The sequence below is a fragment of the Ottowia massiliensis genome (assembly GCF_900240305.1).
In the GTDB taxonomy this organism is placed as follows: domain Bacteria; phylum Pseudomonadota; class Gammaproteobacteria; order Burkholderiales; family Burkholderiaceae_C; genus Ottowia; species Ottowia massiliensis.
In genome coordinates this window covers 1,460,694-1,478,948 of sequence record NZ_LT964854.1, presented here as the reverse complement: position 1 = coordinate 1,478,948, position 18,255 = coordinate 1,460,694, and the positions used below count along the sequence as shown (strand labels likewise).

Genomic DNA, 18,255 nt, shown 5'->3' with positions numbered 1-18,255 from the left:
ATAATCATTCCTTTTACAGATTATTCGGCCTTGCGCAAGGCCATGCATCAATTGAAATTGCATGAGCGGCGGCCTGAAGCAGATTTTTTCAAGAAAGCAGAATTTGTCATTGCAAATCCTGCGCATAGGGCCGACCTGTTTATTGGTTTCTTGCTGAGAGATATAAACTGCGCAGCTCCGGTGCCTCATATATAATGCATTCGGTTCATGGCGTAAATGCGCTTTCTGCTTCGCCAGATTATCAGGCCATGCTGAAAATGGCCAAATGCAGCATGCCTTTCATTATTAGAGCCGCCTGCTCTCCATTTGTATGACACACCGCCCCCTTCATTGGCAAACCGCCCGCTTTCGCATTGATCTGGCGCGCCCGCGCATCATGGGTATCGTCAATGTCACGCCCGATTCGTTTTCAGACGGCGGCCAGCATGCCAGCGCGGCTGCGGCGCTGCGCCACTGCGAGCGGCTGCTGCGCGAGGGGGCGGACATTCTGGACATTGGCGGCGAATCCACTCGCCCCGGCAGTCCCGCCGTTTCACTGCCGCAAGAGCTGGCGCGCGTGCTGCCTGTGCTGCGCGAGGCTGTCCGGATGGGCGCGCCCGTCTCGGTCGATACCTACAAGCCCGAAGTCATGGCCGCCGCGCTGGATGCGGGGGCGGACATCATCAACGACATTTGGGCGCTGCGCCAGCCGGGCGCGCTGGAAGCTGTGGCGCGCCATCCGGCCTGCGGCGTTTGCCTGATGCACATGCACGGCAACCCGCAGACCATGCAGCTGGCTCCCATGCCGGGCGATCCTGTGCCGCAGGTGCTGGCCTTTTTGCAGCAGCGGGCGCAGGCGCTTCAGGCGCATGGCGTGCAGGCCGAGCGCATCACGCTGGATCCTGGCATTGGCTTTGGCAAGACGGTGGCGCAAAACTTCGCCTTGCTGGCCCGGCAAGGCGAGCTGTTGAGCGCGCGGCTGCCGCTGCTGATCGGCTGGTCGCGCAAATCTTCTCTGGGGGCGGCGCTGGCCGCGCCGGGGCAGCAGCCGCCCCCGCCCCAAGAGCGCATCAGCGCCAGCGTAGCCGCAGCCTTGCTGGCGGTTGAGCGCGGCGCCGCCATCGTGCGCGTGCATGACGTGGCCGAAACCGCCCAGGCGCTCAAAGTCTGGGCGGCCTTGCAGCCAGCCCGATAAAGCCGCGCGCGCTTGCGCCGTCATCAGCGGCTCCGCTCTTGGGCTTGGAGCGCGGGCGCCAAAACGGGGGGCCAAAGCGGCTTTGCCCAGCCTGCGGCGCGAGGCCAAACCTCACCGCACATGCGATGGGCGCGCCAAGCCCGCCGTTGGCGGTGATGGCGCTTTGGCCTTTTTCAGAGAGCGGAAATCCAAAGCGCACCGATCCCGGCCAGATCGGCGCAGCACCCATCAAGCCGAACCAAAAACAGGAGCAAATTCAGCAGGCATAAAACAGCCTTCCGCGCAGGTTCCACTAGGACCCATAGCTATGCTTACAGGAGCAAGAAACACCGTTTATTTCCGTGTATCCATCTGGGAGCCTGCCTGTTTCGCACGGCTTTTCTGCTTCCGCGCAGGCGCGCGCCGGGCAGGTTCTCGAAGCGCTGGAGCGCAATGCCTGGCGCTTGAAAGAGGGTCAAGCCGCGCGCGCTCTGAACGGGCTCCAATGCCCGCCTGGATGGGCCTGCGTTATGACTGCGTTATGAATCTGGCGGCAGCGCCAGGCCCTGCCGGTCGCGGAACGCGCGGGCCGCGCCAAAGTGCCCGCAGCCGATGAAAGGGCGCGGCCCGCGCGTGGCCGACAGGGGCGAGGGGTGATTGGCCAGCAGCACCAGATGGCCGTGATGGGGGTCGCTATTCGGGCCGCTGTTGGCCGCAATCAGCGCCTGCTTGGACTGCGCGTGCGCGCCCCAAAGCATGAACACGATGGGGCGGCTGCCCCGGGCCACCTGAGCGATCAGCGCGTCGGTCAGCTGCTCCCAGCCTTGCCCGGCGTGGCTGCCCGCGCGGCCTTCTTCCACCGTCAGGCAGGTGTTGAGCAGCAGCACGCCTTGCCGCGCCCAGCCGGCCAGGCTGCCGCCGGGGCGCGGAAAGGCGGGCGCGGGCACGCCCAGGTCGCGCTCCAGTTCCTTGAAGATGTTGCGCAGCGAAGGCGGCAGGGGCACGCCCGGGGGCACTGAAAAGGCCAGCCCTTCGGCCTGCCCGCGCCCGTGGTAGGGGTCTTGCCCGAGGATGACGACGCGCACGCGCTCGGGCGGCGTGAGTTCCAGCGCGCGCAGCGGCTGGGGCGGAAAGATGCTTGCGCCCGCGTCCAGGCGCGCCTGCAAAAAGCGCAAGAGCTTGTGCCCGGCGGCGCTGGCGAAAAACGCCTGTGTCGCGGCCCGCCAGCCCTCGGCCACGGGCCAGCAGGCGGGGTCTGCGCTGCAAAGCTGGTCAGGCTGCATGGCAAAACTCCTTGAAGTGGCGAAGAAGGCAGCGAGTCTAGGCTTCAGCCCCCTTCAGACTGCGCCTGCGCGCGCAGGCAAGGCCCAAGCCATGCCACAGAGGCGCGCCAGTCCGGGGCGGCACGCTGACCGCTTTATTTTTGAGAGCGAATTCACGCCCTCAAAAACCGCCGCCATCGCACATTCCAGTAAGACCTGATGCTATTAGATAAATAGCAAAAAACTAAGGGTTTTCGGAGCAGTGCAGCGGCTGGGGGCCTGCCCACGGCCAGATTGCGGGCAGGCGCTCAGGACAAGTGCTTGCCCGCGATGCCCGCGAGCTTGAACATGCCGATGCGGTCGGCTTCAAACAGGGGGCGCAGCTTTTCGTCGGCGATGAGGGTGCGCTTGTCTTGGGGGTCTTGCAGGTTGTGGGCCTTGATGTAGTCCCAGAGTTTTTGCATGACTTCGCCGCGCCCGAAGGGGCCGGGGCCGATGACGGCGGCCAGCGCCGCGCTGGGCTGGAGGCTGCCGGCGCGCGGGGTTTTTTTCTTTTCGGCGGCGGCTTTCGTGGTGGTTTTGGCAGCTGTTTTTGCAGCGGGTTTTGCCGCGCTGGCGGCGGGCGCGGCGCGGCTGTAGGCCGGGCGGGCGCGCGCGCCTTCGCGCGGCTCGAATTCAAAAATCACCTTGCCATCGCCGGCGCTCCAGGCCAGGCGGGCGGCAAAGGGGCGGCGGGTGCGGTTGCTGATGAATTTGTCGAGCAGGTCGGTTTTGCCCGTTTGCAGCAGCTTGCCCATTTGCTCGGCGCTGATGGGCTGCTGAAGGATGGTTTGGCCGCTTTTGAAGTCGCAACTGGCGGGGGCGGCGCTGGTGGCCACGGATTTTTCGCACACGTAGTTTTTGCCCAGCAGCTTGACGGCGCTGCCGCAGCGCGGGCAGGGGCCCAGGCTGGGCTGGGCGGCCAGCTCTTGCGCGGCCTGGGGGGTTTCTTCGGAAGGGGCGCTGTCGCCAAAGTCGAATTCCAGCTTGTAGCGGCCGGGCGCTTCGGCGTCTTCGGCCAGCGTGAGTTCGGCGGTGAAGGGCCAGCCGGCCTTGCTGCGAAAGCCTTCGAGCGGGCCGATGCGCCTTTGGGCCAGCAGCGCCTCGGCCTCGGGCACGCTCAGGGTGCGGCCTGCGGGCGTTTTGGTGATGGAAAAGCCGCAGCCCTGGCCCGCTTGGCCGCCTGCGGCCTGGCCCGTGCAGGCGTAGCGGCGGTAGTTTTCCTTGATCTGGCCGCCGCAGTTGGGGCAGGCGGCGGTGAGCGTGGCGTAGTCGCCGGGCACGCTGTCGCGGTTGAATTCCTTGGCTTTGGCGACGATGCGGGCGGTCATGTCCGCGATTTCGCGCATGAAGTCGGCGCGGGCGAGCTGGCCGCGCTCCATGCGGGCGAGCTTGGCTTCCCATTCGCCGGTGAGCTGCGGGCGGCTGAGTTCTTCCACTTGCAGGCCGCGCAGCAGGGTCATGAGCTGGGTGGCCTTGGCGGTGGGCACGAGTTCGCGGCCTTCGCGCAGCATGTATTTTTCGGTGAGCAGGCCCTCGATGATGGCCGCGCGCGTGGCGGGCGTGCCCAGGCCTTTTTCCTGCATGGCGGCGCGCAGCTCTTCGTCGTCGATGAGCTTGCCCGCGCCTTCCATGGCGCCCAGCAGCGTGGCTTCGCTGTAGCGCGCGGGCGGGCGGGTTTGCAGCGCGCGGATGTCCACGGCTTCATTGCGCACCATCTCGCCAGCGGCCACGGGCACGAGCGATTTGGCGGCGGCTTCGCCTTTTTGGCCTGCTGCCTGGCTTTCGGCTTCGGCCTCTTTGCCGTAGATGGCCAGCCAGCCGGGCTTGACGAGCACTTTGCCGTCGCTGCGGAAGTGGTGATGCGCGCCCGCGTGCGTGGCGGTGGTGATGCGCGTGGTGATGAGGTATTCGGCGCTGGGGAAGAACACCGCCATGAAGCGGCGCGCCACCAGGTCGTAGAGCTTTTGCTCCGCTTCCGAGAGCGCGCCGGGCGCTTGCAGCGTGGGGATGATGGCGAAGTGGTCGCTCACCTTCGCGTTGTCAAAAATGCGCTTGCTGGCGCGCACCCAGCCTTGCGCCAGCGCCGTTTGCGCGTGCCCGGCCAGGTGGGGCATGGCGCTGGCGGCGAGCATCTCGAAAGTCTGGCGGGCCACGGGCAGATAGTCTTCGGGCAGCCAGCGCGAGTCGGTGCGGGGGTAGGTGAGCGCCTTGTGCTTTTCATAAAGCGACTGCGCCAGCGCCAGCGTGGTTTTGGCTGAAAAGCCGAAGCGCCCGTTGGCCTCGCGCTGAAGCGAAGTCAGGTCAAACAGCAGCGGGCTGGCTTGCGTGCTGGGCTTGCTTTCTTCGCGCACGCTGCACGCCTGCCCGCGCACGGCGGCGGCAATGCGGGCGGCTTCGTCGGCGCTCCAGAGGCGCTCGGGGCGCTTTTCGGCGTCTTGCGGGTCTTTTTTCCAGTCGGGGTCAAACCAGCGGCCCGGGTAGCTGCCCGCCTGCGCCAGAAAAGTGGCGTGCACTTCCCAGTAGTCGCGCGGCACGTGCTTGCGGATTTGCTCCTCGCGATCGACCACGATGGCCAGCGTGGGCGTTTGCACGCGGCCCACGGTGGTGAGGAAAAAGCCGCCGCCTTGCGAGTTGAAGGCCGTCATGGCGCGCGTGCCGTTGATGCCCACCAGCCAGTCGGCCTCGCTGCGGCTGCGGGCGGCATCGGCCAGGCCCTGCATCTGCGCGTCGCTGCGCAGGCGGCCAAAGCCCTCGCGTATGGCCTGCGGCGTCATGCTTTGCAGCCACAGCCGCTCCACGGGCTTGGGCGCGTGCTTGCCGTCAAACGCATATTGCGCAATCAGGCGGAAGATGAGTTCGCCCTCGCGCCCCGCGTCGCAGGCGTTCACCAGGCGGCCCACGTCCTTGCGGCGCGCCTGTTTCACCACGGCGGCCAGGCGCGATTTGGTCTTTTCCACGGGCTTGAGGTCAAAGTGCGGCGGAATCACCGGCAGGTGCGCGAAGCTCCATTTGCCGCGCTTGACATCAAATTCTTCCGGCGCCTGGATTTCCAGCAAGTGGCCCACGGCGCTCGTGACCACGTACTGCTCGTTTTCAAAATGGTCTTCGTGCTTGTCGAAGCGGCCCGCCACGGGCGCAAGCGCCCGCACGATGTCTTGCGCCACAGAGGGCTTTTCGGCAATGACCAGGGTTTTCATGCTTTTACAATCCGTTGCTTCGCGTGCGCACGCCCTCGCGCGCACATGAGTTCAAGATAGCAAAAAACGCCCCGCCGCCCGCGCGGGCTGTGACGGGCGCCCTTCCTGCCCCGCTCTCTTTTTTCTCCATCCCGTTTTCCTCTGCGCGCATGACTGCCATCAGCCCCTTGCGCTGGCCTGCCGAAGCCTTGTGGCAGGCCATCGACCCCATCCTGCCCGGCTTCACGGTTGAAGTGCTGCCGCAAATCGACTCCACCAGCAGCGAACTCATGCGCCGCGCGCGCGCCGGCCTGGCCGCGCCCACGCTGCTGGTGGCCGAAGAGCAAACGGCGGGCCACGGCCGCTTGGGGCGCGGCTGGCGCAGCAGCGGCCAGGCCTCGCTCACCTTCTCGCTGGGGCTGGCGCTCAATCCGGCCGACTGGCAGGGCCTGTCGCTGGCTGCCGGGCTGGCCGTGGCCGAAAGCCTGCACGAAGGCATTGCGCTGAAGTGGCCCAATGACTTGTGGCAGCAAGGCCGCAAGCTGGGCGGCATCCTCATCGAAACCACCGCGCTGCCGGGCGGAGCCGACGCGGGCGGGGCCGGGCGCTATGTGGTCATCGGCATCGGCCTGAACATCACGCCTGCGCAGCAAGTCTTGCAGGCCCTGACTCACGAGCCGGATGCGCCGGATGCGCCGGACGCGCCCGCCGTCAGCGGCGTGCCGCCTGCCTGGCTGCAATCGCTTCTGCCCGGCATCACCGCCCCGGCTGCGCTGGAGCGCGTGGCGCTGCCGCTGGTGCGCGCCGTGCAAGCCTTCGCCCACGTGGGCTTTGCGCCCTTTGAGGCGCGCTTTGCGGCGCGCGACGCGCTGGCGGGCCGGACCGTGCGCCTGTCTGACGGCACGCAAGGCCAGGCCGAAGGCGTGGACGCCACGGGCGCCCTGCGCGTGCGCACGGCAGCGGGCGTGCAGCGCATCACCAGCGGCGAAATCAGCGTGCGGCTGACCACGGGGGCCTGAAGCCATGCTGCGCTGGATCGTCGCCCTGCTGCTGGCTGCCAACCTGGTCTGGCTGGCCTGGGCGCAAGGCTGGCTGCGCCCCATTGGCTTTGGCCCCCAGCGCCAGGGCGAGCCGGAGCGCGTGGCCGGGCAATGGAAACCGGAAGCCCTGCGTGTGGATGGCGCTTCCCCCACGAATGCCAGCGCCGCGCCCGCTGCGCCTGCCGCCCCAGCCGAAGCCGCGCCAGAAGGCGGCGGCCAAACGGCCCCCGCGCCCGAAACCAGCCGCGGCCCTGACGCGCAAGCCTCGCATGCGCCCGCCGCGCCGGATGAAGCGGATGAAGCGCAGCCCGGGCATGCGCCCGCTGATGTCGCCCCCGCTGATGCCGCGCCCGCTGCGGAGCCGCCCGGCGCGCCAGCGCCAGAAACGCCGCCCGCTCCCGCCGCCAAGGCCCCGCCGTCCGTTTGCCTGCAAGCGGGCGCTTTCACCGAAGCCCAGGCCGACGCCTTGCGCCGCGCCGCCGCTGCCTTGCCCGCCGGTTCTTGGCAGCTGCACGCCGTGCAATTGCCCAGCCGCTGGATGGTCTATACCGGCAAGCTCGCCAGCGCCGAAGCCGCCGCCGCGCGCCGCCGCGAACTGAACGCCCGGGGCATCGACACCGACCGCCCCGGCGCGGCGCTGGAGCCGGGCCTGTCGCTGGGCCGCTTTTCCAGCGAAGACAGCGCTAACCGCGCCGTTGCCGATTTCGCCCGCCGGGGCATCAGCGGCCTGCGCGTGGTGCGCGAGCGGCGCGACACCCCGGCCTACCTGCTGCGCCTGCCGGCAGCCGATGCCGCCCTGCGCGAAAAACTGGCCCGGCCATCGCTGCGCCAAGCCCTGGCAGGCAAGCCGCTGCGTCCTTGCGACTGAGCCTGCCAGGCTCCGGCAGCCAGACGGCTTGGGCGCCCGCTCGAGAACCGCCCGACAGAGACCGCGCGCCGCGATGAACCAGGCGCAGGCCGCCCATGAACCCGTTTGAGCATGGAGCGTGCGGCACTTGCAGGGCGTTATTTAGCTCCTTTATCAATAGCGTTATGTCCTAGTGCATTCAGCGCAAGGCAGTTTTTTCGGCCCTTGAATTAGCTCCTTTTTTTGATTTAAAAGAAGCTCCTGCCCGCCTTGGGCGGGGCTTGAGACGCAGACGCACCCGAATCCAGCGCCCGGGCCGCCTTCCCTGTCTCATGGGCTGGCTCGGTGAACAGCCCTTGGGAGCGGCATCCGGCAAGCCTGGCTTCATGTCTCAGCCGGCGTTCGGGCCTGGCAGGGGCCGAACCGGTAGTCATGCCCGCTTGCCATGTCTCTTCCCCCGCCTGCCAGAAGGCGATTTCTACAATTCGCGCCCATGCCTGCCGCCCCGGATTCCGAAGCCCCCGCCGCCCTTGCCGCTCTCACGCCCGCCGCTTTTGCCGCCGCGCGCGGGCAGGCGGCCCACGCATTGCTGGAAGGTCTGAATGCCGAGCAGCGCGCCGCTGTCACCCTGCCGGCGGAGCACGCGCTCATTCTGGCCGGGGCCGGTTCGGGCAAGACGCGGGTGCTGACCACGCGCATTGCCTGGCTGTTGCAGACGGGGCAGGTGTCGCCCGGCGGCGTGCTGGCCGTGACGTTTACCAACAAGGCCGCGCGCGAGATGCAGGCGCGCCTGGCGGCCATGCTGCCGCTGAATGCGCGGGGCATGTGGATGGGCACGTTTCACGGGCTGGCCAACCGGCTTTTGCGCACGCACTGGAAGGCGGCGGGGCTGCCGCAGTCGTTTCAGGTGCTGGATGTGCAGGATCAGCTGGCCGCCATCAAGCGCCTGTGCAAGCAGTTCAACGTGGATGAGGAGCGCTGGCCTGCCAGGCAGCTGCAATGGTTCATCAACGGCTGCAAGGAAGAGGGCTTGCGCCCGCCCGATGTGCCGGTGAAAGACGGCGACAGCCGCCGCAAGGTGGAGCTGTACGAGCTGTATGAGCAGCAGTGCCAGCGCGAGGGCGTGGCCGACTTTGGCGAGCTGATGCTGCGCAGCTACGAGCTGCTGCGCGACCATGCCGATTTGCGCGGGCATTACCGCCAGCGCTTTGCGCACATCCTGATTGACGAGTTTCAGGACACCAACCGGCTGCAATACGCGTGGATCAAGATGCTGGCGGGCGTGCCGCAAGCGGGCAGCGCGCGTGCAGGCAGCGAGCACCCGGGCGAGCCTTCGCCAGAGCGCGCGGGCGGGGCCATCATGGCCGTGGGCGATGACGACCAGAGCATCTACGCCTTTCGCGGCGCGCGCGTGGGCAACATGGCCGATTTCGTGCGCGAGTTCGGCGTGCGCCATCAAATCAAGCTGGAGCAGAACTACCGCAGCCACGGGCACATCCTGCACGCGGCCAATTTGCTCATCAGCCACAACCAGCGCCGCCTGGGCAAAAACCTGCGCACCGCGCTGGGCGCGGGCGAGCCGGTGCGCGTGCTGCAAGCGCCCAGCGACTTTGCCGAGGCCGAATGGGTGGTGGACGAAATCCGCCATCTCGTGCGCGAAGGCGGCCTGCCGCGCCAGCAAATCGCCGTGCTCTACCGCAGCAACGCGCAAAGCCGCGCCATCGAGTCGCAGCTGTTCAACGCGGGCGTGCCCTACCGCGTGTATGGCGGCCTGCGCTTTTTCGAGCGCGCCGAAATCAAGCACGCGCTGGCCTGGCTGCGCCTGCTGCTCAACCCGGCAGACGACACGAGCTTTTTGCGCGTGGTCAATTTCCCGCCGCGCGGCATTGGCGCACGCACGCTGGAGCAGCTGCAAGACGCCGCGCGCGCCGCGCATGCCCCGCTGCATCAGGCTGTGCCCGCGCTGACGGGCCGCGCCCGGGCGAACCTGGCCGCCTTCACCGGCCTGATTGCCACGCTGCGCCAGCAGGCCCAGGGCCAAACGCTCGATCAAGTGGTGGAACTGGTGGTGGAAGGCAGCGGCCTGGCCGATCACTACCGCGCCGAAAAAGACGGCCAGGAGCGCCTGGAAAACCTGCAAGAGCTGGCCAGCGCCGCCCAGGCCTTCGCCCAGCAGGAAGGCTTTGGCCGCGACGCCGTGGCGCTGCCCCCTGCCGCGCCGCAGATGGACGCAAGCATGGAAACGGGAATGCCAGCGGAAATGAATGCGCAAGCCGCGCCCGCCAGCGAACCGGCGGCGGGCGAGCCGCCGCTGGCCGCCTTTCTCACCCACGCCGCGCTGGAAGCGGGCGACAACCAGGCGCAGGCCGGACAAGACGCCGTGCAGCTGATGACCGTGCACGCCAGCAAGGGGCTGGAGTTCGAGGCCGTGTTCATCACCGGCCTGGAAGAAGGCATCTTCCCGCACGACAACGCGCAAGCCAGCCCCGACGGGCTGGAAGAAGAGCGCCGCCTGATGTACGTGGCCATCACCCGCGCGCGCCAGCGCCTGTATCTCAGCCACGCGCAAGTGCGCATGCTCCACGGGCAAACCCGCTACAACGTGCGCAGCCGCTTTCTGGACGAAATGCCCGATGAAGCGCTCAAGTGGCTCACGCCCAAAAACCCGGGCCGCAGCCTGGCCGAAGACGAAGCCTTCGGCAGCGCAGGCCGCCGCTTCGGCCTGAATGCCGGCCCGAATGCAGGCTTGGACGCCAGTTTGGGCGAACGCGCCTGGCGGCCCATGCCTGACGCCGCCCGCGCCGCCGCCCTGCCCTCTGCCACCGCCAACACGCGCGAAGGCGCGCCCATCCGTGCGGGCATGCAAGTGTTTCACAACAAATTCGGCGAAGGCGCCGTGCTTGAAATTCAGGGCACGGCAGACGACGCCAAGGCCCGCATTGAATTCAAGCGCCACGGCGTGAAGCTGCTGGCCCTGGCGGTGGCCCAGCTCACGCCCCTGCCCTGAAGGGCCTGTTCAGCGCCTGACCCGGAGCAACAGCGCGGCAGCAGCGCCTTTCGCGCTTGCGCCCGGCAAGGGCCTGCCGCAGTCCTGAAGATTGCCGAAAGGCTCACGCGCTACCCTTGCACGCGGCGGACTCTGTGGGCATGCTGATTTCGGCCCTGCGGGACATTGAGCGCCTGCGCCTGCCTGGCGGCCGGTCAGGTTTGGGGTGGACGCTGCTTGCGCTGGCCGTGTGGACCGGCGCGCTCTGGCTTGCCGTGCCAAGCTGAGGCAGGCCGCCCGAGGCCGGGCTTTTCGCGCCTACGCGCAGATTTTGGGCAGGCGATTTAAAAAAGAGGAGCGAATCCAGAAGATCAAAAACGGCTTTCGCGCCCTTTTCACTAGGACATCCTGCTATTGTTTGTGGAGCAAGAAAAGCCGGTCGATCGGTTGCCGCTTTCAGTTTCTCCCGGCCCCCTTGTCGCCTGGCCGATTGCGGCGGTTGGTCAGCAATTGCAGCGGCGGGCGGCGTTTTTGCGTTTGGCGCGGCGCGGCGGCTTGCTGGCTTTGGGCGGCAAGACTTGCTCGGCCTGGGCAGGCTCTGCGGCGCGGGGCGCTTCAATGCGCTCTTTGCGCTCGATCACCTGCTGCGCTTGCTGCGGCTCGGGCGCAGGCTCTTCCTTCTTGGCGGGCGCTTGCGCGGCGTCTGCCTCCGGGGCCTGTCTTATACACATCTCCTGGCCCACCAGAAGGACTCCCTAATCGTATGGCGGTTTCTGCGTGTAAAAAAAAAATCTCCGAGCCCACGAGACGCACCCACACATCGTAAGCCGCCTTATGCTTGTCTACAACTTACACTGCCCTGCATNACTTTCTGAGCGCGGGCCACGGGCACGGGCATTTCGCCTGCCAGCCACGGGGCGTTTTCAGCGCCCAGATCGCGCCACTGCCCCACGCTGGCGGGGTAAACGGTGATGCGCGGCGCGGCGCTGGCGGCGGAGCTGGCGCTGCCTTGCGCCGTGGCGGGCGTGGCGTGGCTGGCCGCGCGGTGGGCGCATCCGGCAGCGGCCAGGGCGGCGATGAGTGACAGGCCAAGGCAGAGGCGGTGGACGTGTTTCATGGAGTCGGGAGCCTTTTCAGGAAGGGAGGTGGGAGAAGCGGCAGCTTCAAAAAAGAGAGCGGGTTGCGCTGATTGGACGGGGGCTTGCGGGCGATTTCATCATGAATGCTGCTGCTGGAAAAAGCGCTCCACGGCTTCGATCAGCGCCTGCTGGTTCACATTGGCCTGGCCGCCTGCCGTGCGCGCGGCCACGTCTTGCATGAGCGCCAGCAGCGTCTGGCGGTGGTAGGCGGTGAATTTGCCGCTGCTTTTTTGCAGCACGGCGGGCACTTCCGGCGTGGCCAGCGGGTGTGCGCGCAGCAGGTGGGCGCTGGCCAGCCACAAGTCTTGCGCGTCTTTTTCCTGCATGCCCAGGCGCTGCGCCAGCAGCGCTTGCGTGGCGGCGCGGCGCTCTTCGGTCTGCGGCCCGGCGCATTCGGCCACGGCCAGCGCCAGCACGCCGGCCACGTCCACGGGGTGCTCCAGCGCGTAAAGGGGCGAGAGGCTGACTTTCTTTTGCCAGACGCGGCGGCGAAAGAAGGTGAGCGGGTTGAGCCAGCCTACGTCGATGCCCAGGCGTTTGAGTCCCTCGGCCACAAAAATCAGGGCCGTCAAAAGGCCCAGCAGCTGCATCAGCAATCCCATGAAAACACCCTGAAAAAAGATAATCGGCGGCCTGATGAATACCCACGACACCCAGCCTCACGATACCCGCGCGCCGCGCTGGAAGCCCAGCGTCACCGTGGCCGCCGTGATCGAACGCGAAGGCCGCTACCTGCTGGTGGAGGAGCATACCCGCGCGGGTCTGCGCCTGAACACGCCCGCCGGCCATCTGGAGCCGGGCGAAACGCCCCAGCAAGGCGCCGTGCGCGAGGCGCTGGAAGAAACCGGCCACCTTTTTGCGCCGCAGGCGCTGCTGGGCATTTACCTGGCCGCCTCGCCGGATGCGCAAGGCGTGCCCACCACCTGGGTGCGCCTGGCTTTTTGCGGCACGGCGCAGGCGCTTGATCCGCTGCCCGCGCTGGACGAAGGCATCGTGCGCGCCTTGTGGATGACGCCCGATGAAATCGCCGCCACGCAGCAGCGTCACCGCAGCCCGCTGGTGTGGCGCTGCGTGCGGGACCACTTGCGCGGCCAGCGCCTGCCGCTGGATGCCATCCACACCGACGACACTGCGCTGCGCCTGCCTTGAAGCGCCGTTTCAGCCGCTATTCGATTTCTGTCATGTCCCGCACCCATCACCGTGTTGTCGTCGGCCTTTCCGGCGGCGTGGATTCCGCCGTCACCGCCTGGCTGCTCAAGCAGGCCGGGCACGAAGTCATTGGCATCTTCATGAAAAACTGGGAAGACGACGATGACAGCGAGCACTGCACCAGCCGCCAGGACTTTCTGGACGCCGCCGCCGTGGCCGACGTGATCGGCATCGACATCGAGCACGTCAATTTCGCCGCCGAATACAAAGACCGCGTCTTTGCCGAATTCCTGCGCGAATACCAGGCCGGCCGCACGCCCAACCCTGACGTGCTGTGCAACGCCGAAATCAAGTTCAAGGCCTTTCTGGACCACGCCATGCGCCTGGGCGCCGAAAAAATCGCCACCGGCCACTACGCCCGCCAGCGCCTGAACCCCGCCACGGGCCGCCACGAGCTGCTCAAGGGCGCCGATCCGGCCAAAGACCAAAGCTACTTTCTGCACCGCCTCACGCAAGCGCAGCTTTCCCGCGCACTCTTTCCCGTGGGCGATTTGCGCAAAAGCGACGTGCGCCGCATCGCCGCCGAAGCCGGGCTGCCCAACGCCAAAAAGAAAGACTCCACCGGCATCTGCTTCATCGGCGAGCGGCCCTTTCGCGAATTTCTGGGCCGCTACCTGCAAACGCGCCCTGGCCCCATCAAGACGAGCCAGGGCCGCACCATCGGCCAGCACATGGGCCTGAGCTTCTACACCCTGGGCCAGCGGCAGGGCCTGGGCATCGGCGGCATCAAGGAAAAAGGCGCGCCGCGCGGCGGCGGCGACCACGCCCCCTGGTTTGTCGCCCGCAAGGACATGGCCGCCAACACCCTCTACGCCGTGCAGGGCCACGACCACCCCTGGCTGCTTTCCGAAAGCCTGACGTTCGGCGACGCTTCATGGATCGCTGGCGAGCCGCCCCCTTGGGCCGCTTTCTCTGCCAAAACCCGCTACCGCCAGCAAGACGCCGCCTGCACGCTGCAAGCGGGCAGCGCGCCAGACACCTTTTGCCTGCGCTTTGCCCAGCCCCAATGGGCCGTCACGCCCGGCCAAAGCGCCGTGCTGTATGACGGCCCGGTGTGCCTGGGCGGCGGCATCATCTTGTGAAGGGCCTTGCGGGCCGCCTCTCGCCTGCCAGATTTCATCAAAAAAAAGAGCAAATTCAAAGGGTGTGAAATGCCGCTTTGCGCAATTTCCACTAGGACATATTGCTATTGATACAAGAGCGAAATAGCGGCGCGCCAGCCGCCTTGCGCCGCCCCATGGCGGCTCGCTGCGGCCCCTGCTTCTTCCCCCTTTGCAGCCAGCCGCTTTTGCTGACGCCGCTGACACAATAAGCGGCCCATTCCCCAAACCCCAAAGCGTTTTTCCAGGAGGCTTTCACATGACCCCCATTGAACTGCTGACCACCCGCCGCTCCGTCAAGAAACTGGGGCTGCCCGCGCCCAGCGCCGCGCACATTGAAAACATGCTGCAAGCGGCCACGCAAGTGCCTGACCACGGGCTGCTCACACCCTGGCGCTTTGTGGTCATGGCTGGCGAAGCGGCGCAGGCGCGGCTGGAGCGCGCGCTGCTGCAAGCCGCGCAAACGCTGGGGCTGGGCGAGGAAGGCGAAGCCAAGGCCCGCCAGATCAGCCACATGGCCCCGCTGATGATTGGCGTGGTGGCCGCCCCGCGCCTGGAAAGCAGCCGCCCCAAGCCGGAGTGGGAGCAGCACCTGAGCGCGGCCTGCGCGGCCTATGCCATCCAGCTGGCGGCCAAGGCGCAAGGTTTTGACAACGCCTGGATCACCGGCCCCTGGGTGGGCAGCTCTCCGCTGCGCCAAGCCTTTGGCTGCGCCGCCACCGACAAGATCATTGCCCTGCTGGCCATTGGCACGGCCGCTGATCCGCTGGCCGGGCCGAAAAACACCGATCTGACCCGCTTCGTGCAGCACTGGTGAAAGCCCGCCCGCGCGCCTCTGCCATCGGCGTATCAGACATCAAAAAGACTGCCAGCGCCCGTGAACTGGGCGCTGGCAGCGATCATTTTCAAAGCGAACCGCCTCTTTTAAAGGAATCCATCCCATGCCAGTGCTGCGTTTTTCCGACCTCTGTGCCCAAGGCCGCGTCAAGGGCAAGCGCGTGTTCATCCGCTGCGACCTGAACGCGCCGCTGAACGAGGCGCGCGAAATCACCGAAGACACCCGCATCCGCGCCAGCGTGCCCGCCATCCGCATGGCGCTGGAGGCGGGCGCGGCCGTCATGGTCACTTCGCACCTGGGCCGCCCCAAGGAGGGCGAACTCACCGCCGCCGATTCGCTGGCCCCCATCGCCCGGCGGCTGGGCGAGCTGCTGGGCCGCGACGTGCCGCTGATCAGCAACTGGACCGATGGCGTGCAAGTGCAGCCCGGCCAGCTCGTGCTGCTGGAAAACTGCCGCGTGAACAAAGGCGAGAAAAAAAACGACGAAGCGCTGGCCCGCAAGATGGCCGCGCTGTGCGACATCTACGTGAATGACGCCTTCGGCACCGCCCACCGCGCCGAGGCCACCACCTACGGCATCGCGCAATTTGCCCCCGTGGCCTGCGCCGGGCCGCTGCTGGCCGCCGAGATGGATGCCATTGCCCGCGCGCTGGCCCAGCCGCGCCGCCCGCTGGCGGCCATCGTGGGCGGCAGCAAGGTGAGCACCAAGCTCACCATCCTCAAGGCGCTGGCGCAAAAGGTGGATCAGCTCATCGTCGGCGGCGGCATTGCCAACACGTTCATGCTGGCAGCGGGCCTGCCCATTGGCAAAAGCCTGGCCGAGCCAGACCTGGCAGACGAAGCCCGCGCCGTCATGGCCGAGATGAAGGCGCGCGGCGCCGAAGTGCCCATTCCCGTCGATGTCGTCACCGCCAAAAGCTTCAGCGCCGACGCCCAGGCCGAAACCAAGCGCGCGCAGGATGTGGCTGAAGACGATTTGATTCTGGACATTGGCCCCGAAACCGCACAAAAACTGGCCACGCAGCTCAAGGCCGCCGGCACCATCGTGTGGAACGGCCCCGTGGGCGTGTTCGAGCTGCCCGCGTTTGAAAACGGCACCCGCTGCATTGCCCAAGCCATCGCCCGCAGCAGCGCTTTCAGCATTGCCGGCGGCGGCGACACGCTGGCGGCCATCGCCAAATACGGCATAGCGCCAGACGTGGGCTACATCTCCACAGGCGGCGGCGCCTTTCTGGAAATGCTGGAAGGCAAAACCCTGCCCGCCATCGAAATCCTGCAAAAGCGCGCCACGGCCTGAAAAATCCGCTCACGAAAACCTGATCGCAGTCTGGTCAGCAGGACGGCAGGCAAGGCAGCGTGCTTCCGCACCACCGGCAAGTGACTTATTTAGCTTCTTTATTCATAGCATGGGGTCCTGCTGGAAACTGCAGAAAACGATATTTCCGCCCCTTGAATTTGCTCCTGTTTTTGATGCAATCTGCGCCCGAGACGGCGCAAGCCAGAGGGTTTCAGCCTTGGCGCAGTTTCCGGCATTGGTCCAGGACGCCGCCAATGAGCAGGCGCTGATTGATTCACCATCGTGCGTGCACACCAGCAACAGCGCCGGGGCGAAAACAAGGTGCCCAGAGCATCGGGCACTGCCTGACTGAGCGCCAGATTCACGCTTGCGCTTCAGAAAACCCCGCTCCCCGCTGGCTTTCACCTTACGCCAAGGCAGACGCGCAACTTGGAGAGCGCCGACGCATTCCAACCGGGCGAGCAGGGCAAAACGGTTATTGCCGACAAGGCTCGTGACGTGCGCAGCAGAGTCATTGGAACCTTGCGGACTACAGGCACGGAAGTGGTTCCATCGTGCGGCAAAGAGCAGCGTGAAGATGACGTGGATCTTTACAAGGCACACCACGCCATCGAGAACTTCTTTGAACCTGTTCAGAGTCTGCCCGTGAGGGAGTGAACGTGCGGATCAGGATGGGCCGAAAGGCGCAAACCGCAGATGGGCCTCGTAGCCCGCCAAGGATTTGCAACGCTACAGGCTGCCCGGGTCCGCGCTTTCCGCTCCCACAGGCAAACCTTGAACAGGCTCTTTGCACGCCTGAAGCAGCGGCGGATCACTGTCACTCGCTACGACAAAGCATCTCGCAACCAACTGCCTCGGCGTTATTCATCTCGTTTCCGCCATCAGTTGGATGATGTGATGGAACGATTCAGGGCATTTCGCCATGAATAAAACAGCAGGATGCCGTATGTGGCGGTGTGTTCGCATGCAACCTTCACTGCCCACGCCTTGCGCGCCTGATGCGCTCCCGCCGTCTCTTTCGGGCGGGCTTTGAACAGAGCCATTCAAGCTGGCGCAGCACAGCAGCGGTCAATGACCCGCTTCACCAGCGCGTCTGGCGCACCGCGCACGATGGCTTGGCCGAGGCCATCGACCAGCACAAAGCGGATTTCGCCCGCCAACGTCTTCTTGTCCAGCCGCATCAGCTCCAGATAGCGGCCTGCGTTATCGGCGGTATTCAGCACAGGGCCGTGCACGGGCAGGCCCGCCGCCGCGATGATCGCTGTCAGGCGCTGAACAAAGGCTGCATCCGCCAAGCCCAGCTCATGCGAAAGCATGGCCGCCATGACCATGCCTGCGCCCACAGCCTCGCCATGCAGCCACGCGCCGTAGCCCATACCTGCCTCAATGGCATGGCCGAAGGTATGTCCGAAATTGAGAATGGCGCGCAAACCCGCCTCCCGCTCGTCAGCGCCCACCACTTGCGCCTTAATTTCACAGCTGCGCCTGACGGCATGGGCCAGCGCCTGCGGCTCGCAGGCGCGCAATGCGGGCAGATGCGCCTCGACCCAATCAAGGAAAGCCATGTCAGCAATCGGGCCATATTTGATGACTTCAGCCAGACCAGCGGAAAGCTCGCGCGCAGGCAGGGTTTTGATTGCGTCCAGATCGCACACAACCCTTTGCGGCTGATAGAACGCGCCAATCATGTTTTTGCCCAGCGGGTGGTTGATGGCCGTTTTCCCACCCACAGACGAGTCCACCTGCGCCAGCAGCGTAGTTGGCACCTGCACGAAAGGCACGCCACGCATATAGCAGGCTGCGGCAAAGCCTGTGATGTCGCCTACCACGCCGCCGCCCAAAGCGTAAAGCGTAGTTTTGCGGTCTGCCCCCTGTTGAAGCAAGGCGTCAAAAATCAGGTTCAGCGTTTGCCAATTCTTGTAAGCCTCGCCATCGGGCAGCGCCAGGATTTGCACACTGGCATGGCGGCCAGACAGCGTTTGCGCCAGCCTGCGGGCATACAGTGGCGCTACTGTTTCATTACTCACGATCAGCGCGCGCCCATTGCCTGCAACTTCTGGCGCTGCGCCAAATGCATCAGCGCAATCAAGCAGCCCTGCGCCAATCAGAATGGAATAACTGCGCTCACCCAGCGCAATAGAAACATGCTGCGTATTCATGCCAAGT

The 18,255-nt window shown here is 66.1% G+C and carries 15 protein-coding genes; 10 read left to right on the top strand and 5 right to left on the bottom strand.

The window, feature by feature from the left end; translation table 11 throughout:
• Positions 1 to 310: 310 nt before the first annotated feature.
• A complete protein-coding gene (gene folP, locus C1720_RS06735; RefSeq protein WP_102283674.1) occupies positions 311 to 1,174 on the top strand; it encodes a dihydropteroate synthase in 864 nt (287 codons plus the stop codon).
• A gap of 125 nt (positions 1,175 to 1,299) precedes the next feature.
• The gene (locus tag C1720_RS13670; protein WP_158241655.1) at positions 1,300 to 1,443 is read left to right on the top strand and encodes a hypothetical protein; all 144 of its coding nucleotides are present in this window, start codon (positions 1,300 to 1,302) and stop codon (positions 1,441 to 1,443) included.
• A 249-nt stretch (positions 1,444 to 1,692) separates the two neighbouring features.
• Here the strand turns inward: C1720_RS13670 and C1720_RS06725 are convergent, their stop codons facing one another.
• Together C1720_RS06725 and C1720_RS06720 are read right to left on the bottom strand one after the other, a co-directional pair.
• Positions 1,693 to 2,436 (bottom strand): uracil-DNA glycosylase, encoded by a 744-nt coding sequence (locus tag C1720_RS06725; RefSeq protein ID WP_102283672.1) that lies wholly within the window; start codon positions 2,434 to 2,436, stop codon positions 1,693 to 1,695.
• A gap of 287 nt (positions 2,437 to 2,723) precedes the next feature.
• Positions 2,724 to 5,654: a DNA topoisomerase III gene (locus C1720_RS06720; RefSeq protein ID WP_102283671.1), complete on the bottom strand. Its 2,931-nt coding sequence runs from the start codon at positions 5,652 to 5,654 to the stop codon at positions 2,724 to 2,726.
• Positions 5,655 to 5,803: 149 nt separating this feature from the next.
• On the opposite strand from C1720_RS06720, the gene C1720_RS06715 reads away from it, so the two are divergent.
• The 3 genes from C1720_RS06715 to C1720_RS06705 all read left to right on the top strand — a co-directional run bounded on the left by C1720_RS06715 (position 5,804) and on the right by C1720_RS06705 (position 10,527).
• Positions 5,804 to 6,652 (top strand): biotin--[acetyl-CoA-carboxylase] ligase, encoded by an 849-nt coding sequence (locus tag C1720_RS06715; protein WP_102284550.1) that lies wholly within the window; start codon positions 5,804 to 5,806, stop codon positions 6,650 to 6,652.
• Between the two features lie 4 nt (positions 6,653 to 6,656).
• Positions 6,657 to 7,541, top strand: coding sequence for an SPOR domain-containing protein (locus tag C1720_RS14500; RefSeq protein WP_102283670.1), 885 nt, complete (start codon positions 6,657 to 6,659; stop codon positions 7,539 to 7,541).
• Positions 7,542 to 8,013: 472 nt separating this feature from the next.
• Positions 8,014 to 10,527, top strand: coding sequence for a UvrD-helicase domain-containing protein (locus C1720_RS06705; RefSeq protein ID WP_102283669.1), 2,514 nt, complete (start codon positions 8,014 to 8,016; stop codon positions 10,525 to 10,527).
• A gap of 482 nt (positions 10,528 to 11,009) precedes the next feature.
• Here the strand turns inward: C1720_RS06705 and C1720_RS06700 are convergent, their stop codons facing one another.
• Positions 11,010 to 11,237, bottom strand: coding sequence for a hypothetical protein (locus tag C1720_RS06700; protein WP_102283668.1), 228 nt, complete (start codon positions 11,235 to 11,237; stop codon positions 11,010 to 11,012).
• A 485-nt stretch (positions 11,238 to 11,722) separates the two neighbouring features.
• Entirely contained in the window at positions 11,723 to 12,247 is a 525-nt protein-coding gene (locus tag C1720_RS06690; protein ID WP_102283666.1) for a phenylacetic acid degradation protein, read from the bottom strand.
• A gap of 34 nt (positions 12,248 to 12,281) precedes the next feature.
• On the opposite strand from C1720_RS06690, the gene C1720_RS06685 reads away from it, so the two are divergent.
• The 5 genes from C1720_RS06685 to C1720_RS06665 all read left to right on the top strand — a co-directional run bounded on the left by C1720_RS06685 (position 12,282) and on the right by C1720_RS06665 (position 16,746).
• Complete coding sequence (locus C1720_RS06685) at positions 12,282 to 12,794, top strand: NUDIX hydrolase (protein WP_102283665.1); 513 nt, start codon at positions 12,282 to 12,284, stop codon at positions 12,792 to 12,794.
• Positions 12,795 to 12,826: 32 nt separating this feature from the next.
• Positions 12,827 to 13,936: a tRNA 2-thiouridine(34) synthase MnmA gene (gene mnmA / locus C1720_RS06680; protein ID WP_102283664.1), complete on the top strand. Its 1,110-nt coding sequence runs from the start codon at positions 12,827 to 12,829 to the stop codon at positions 13,934 to 13,936.
• Positions 13,937 to 14,213: 277 nt separating this feature from the next.
• Entirely contained in the window at positions 14,214 to 14,771 is a 558-nt protein-coding gene (locus C1720_RS06675; RefSeq protein ID WP_102283663.1) for a nitroreductase family protein, read from the top strand.
• Positions 14,772 to 14,895: 124 nt separating this feature from the next.
• Positions 14,896 to 16,089, top strand: a complete 1,194-nt coding sequence (locus tag C1720_RS06670) for a phosphoglycerate kinase (RefSeq protein ID WP_102283662.1) — start codon at positions 14,896 to 14,898, stop codon at positions 16,087 to 16,089.
• A gap of 429 nt (positions 16,090 to 16,518) precedes the next feature.
• Positions 16,519 to 16,746 (top strand): hypothetical protein, encoded by a 228-nt coding sequence (locus tag C1720_RS06665; protein ID WP_102283661.1) that lies wholly within the window; start codon positions 16,519 to 16,521, stop codon positions 16,744 to 16,746.
• A 386-nt stretch (positions 16,747 to 17,132) separates the two neighbouring features.
• Here C1720_RS06665 and aroB read toward each other — a convergent pair whose 3' ends face one another.
• Complete coding sequence (gene aroB / locus C1720_RS06660) at positions 17,133 to 18,248, bottom strand: 3-dehydroquinate synthase (protein ID WP_102283660.1); 1,116 nt, start codon at positions 18,246 to 18,248, stop codon at positions 17,133 to 17,135.
• Positions 18,249 to 18,255 lie beyond the last annotated feature (7 nt).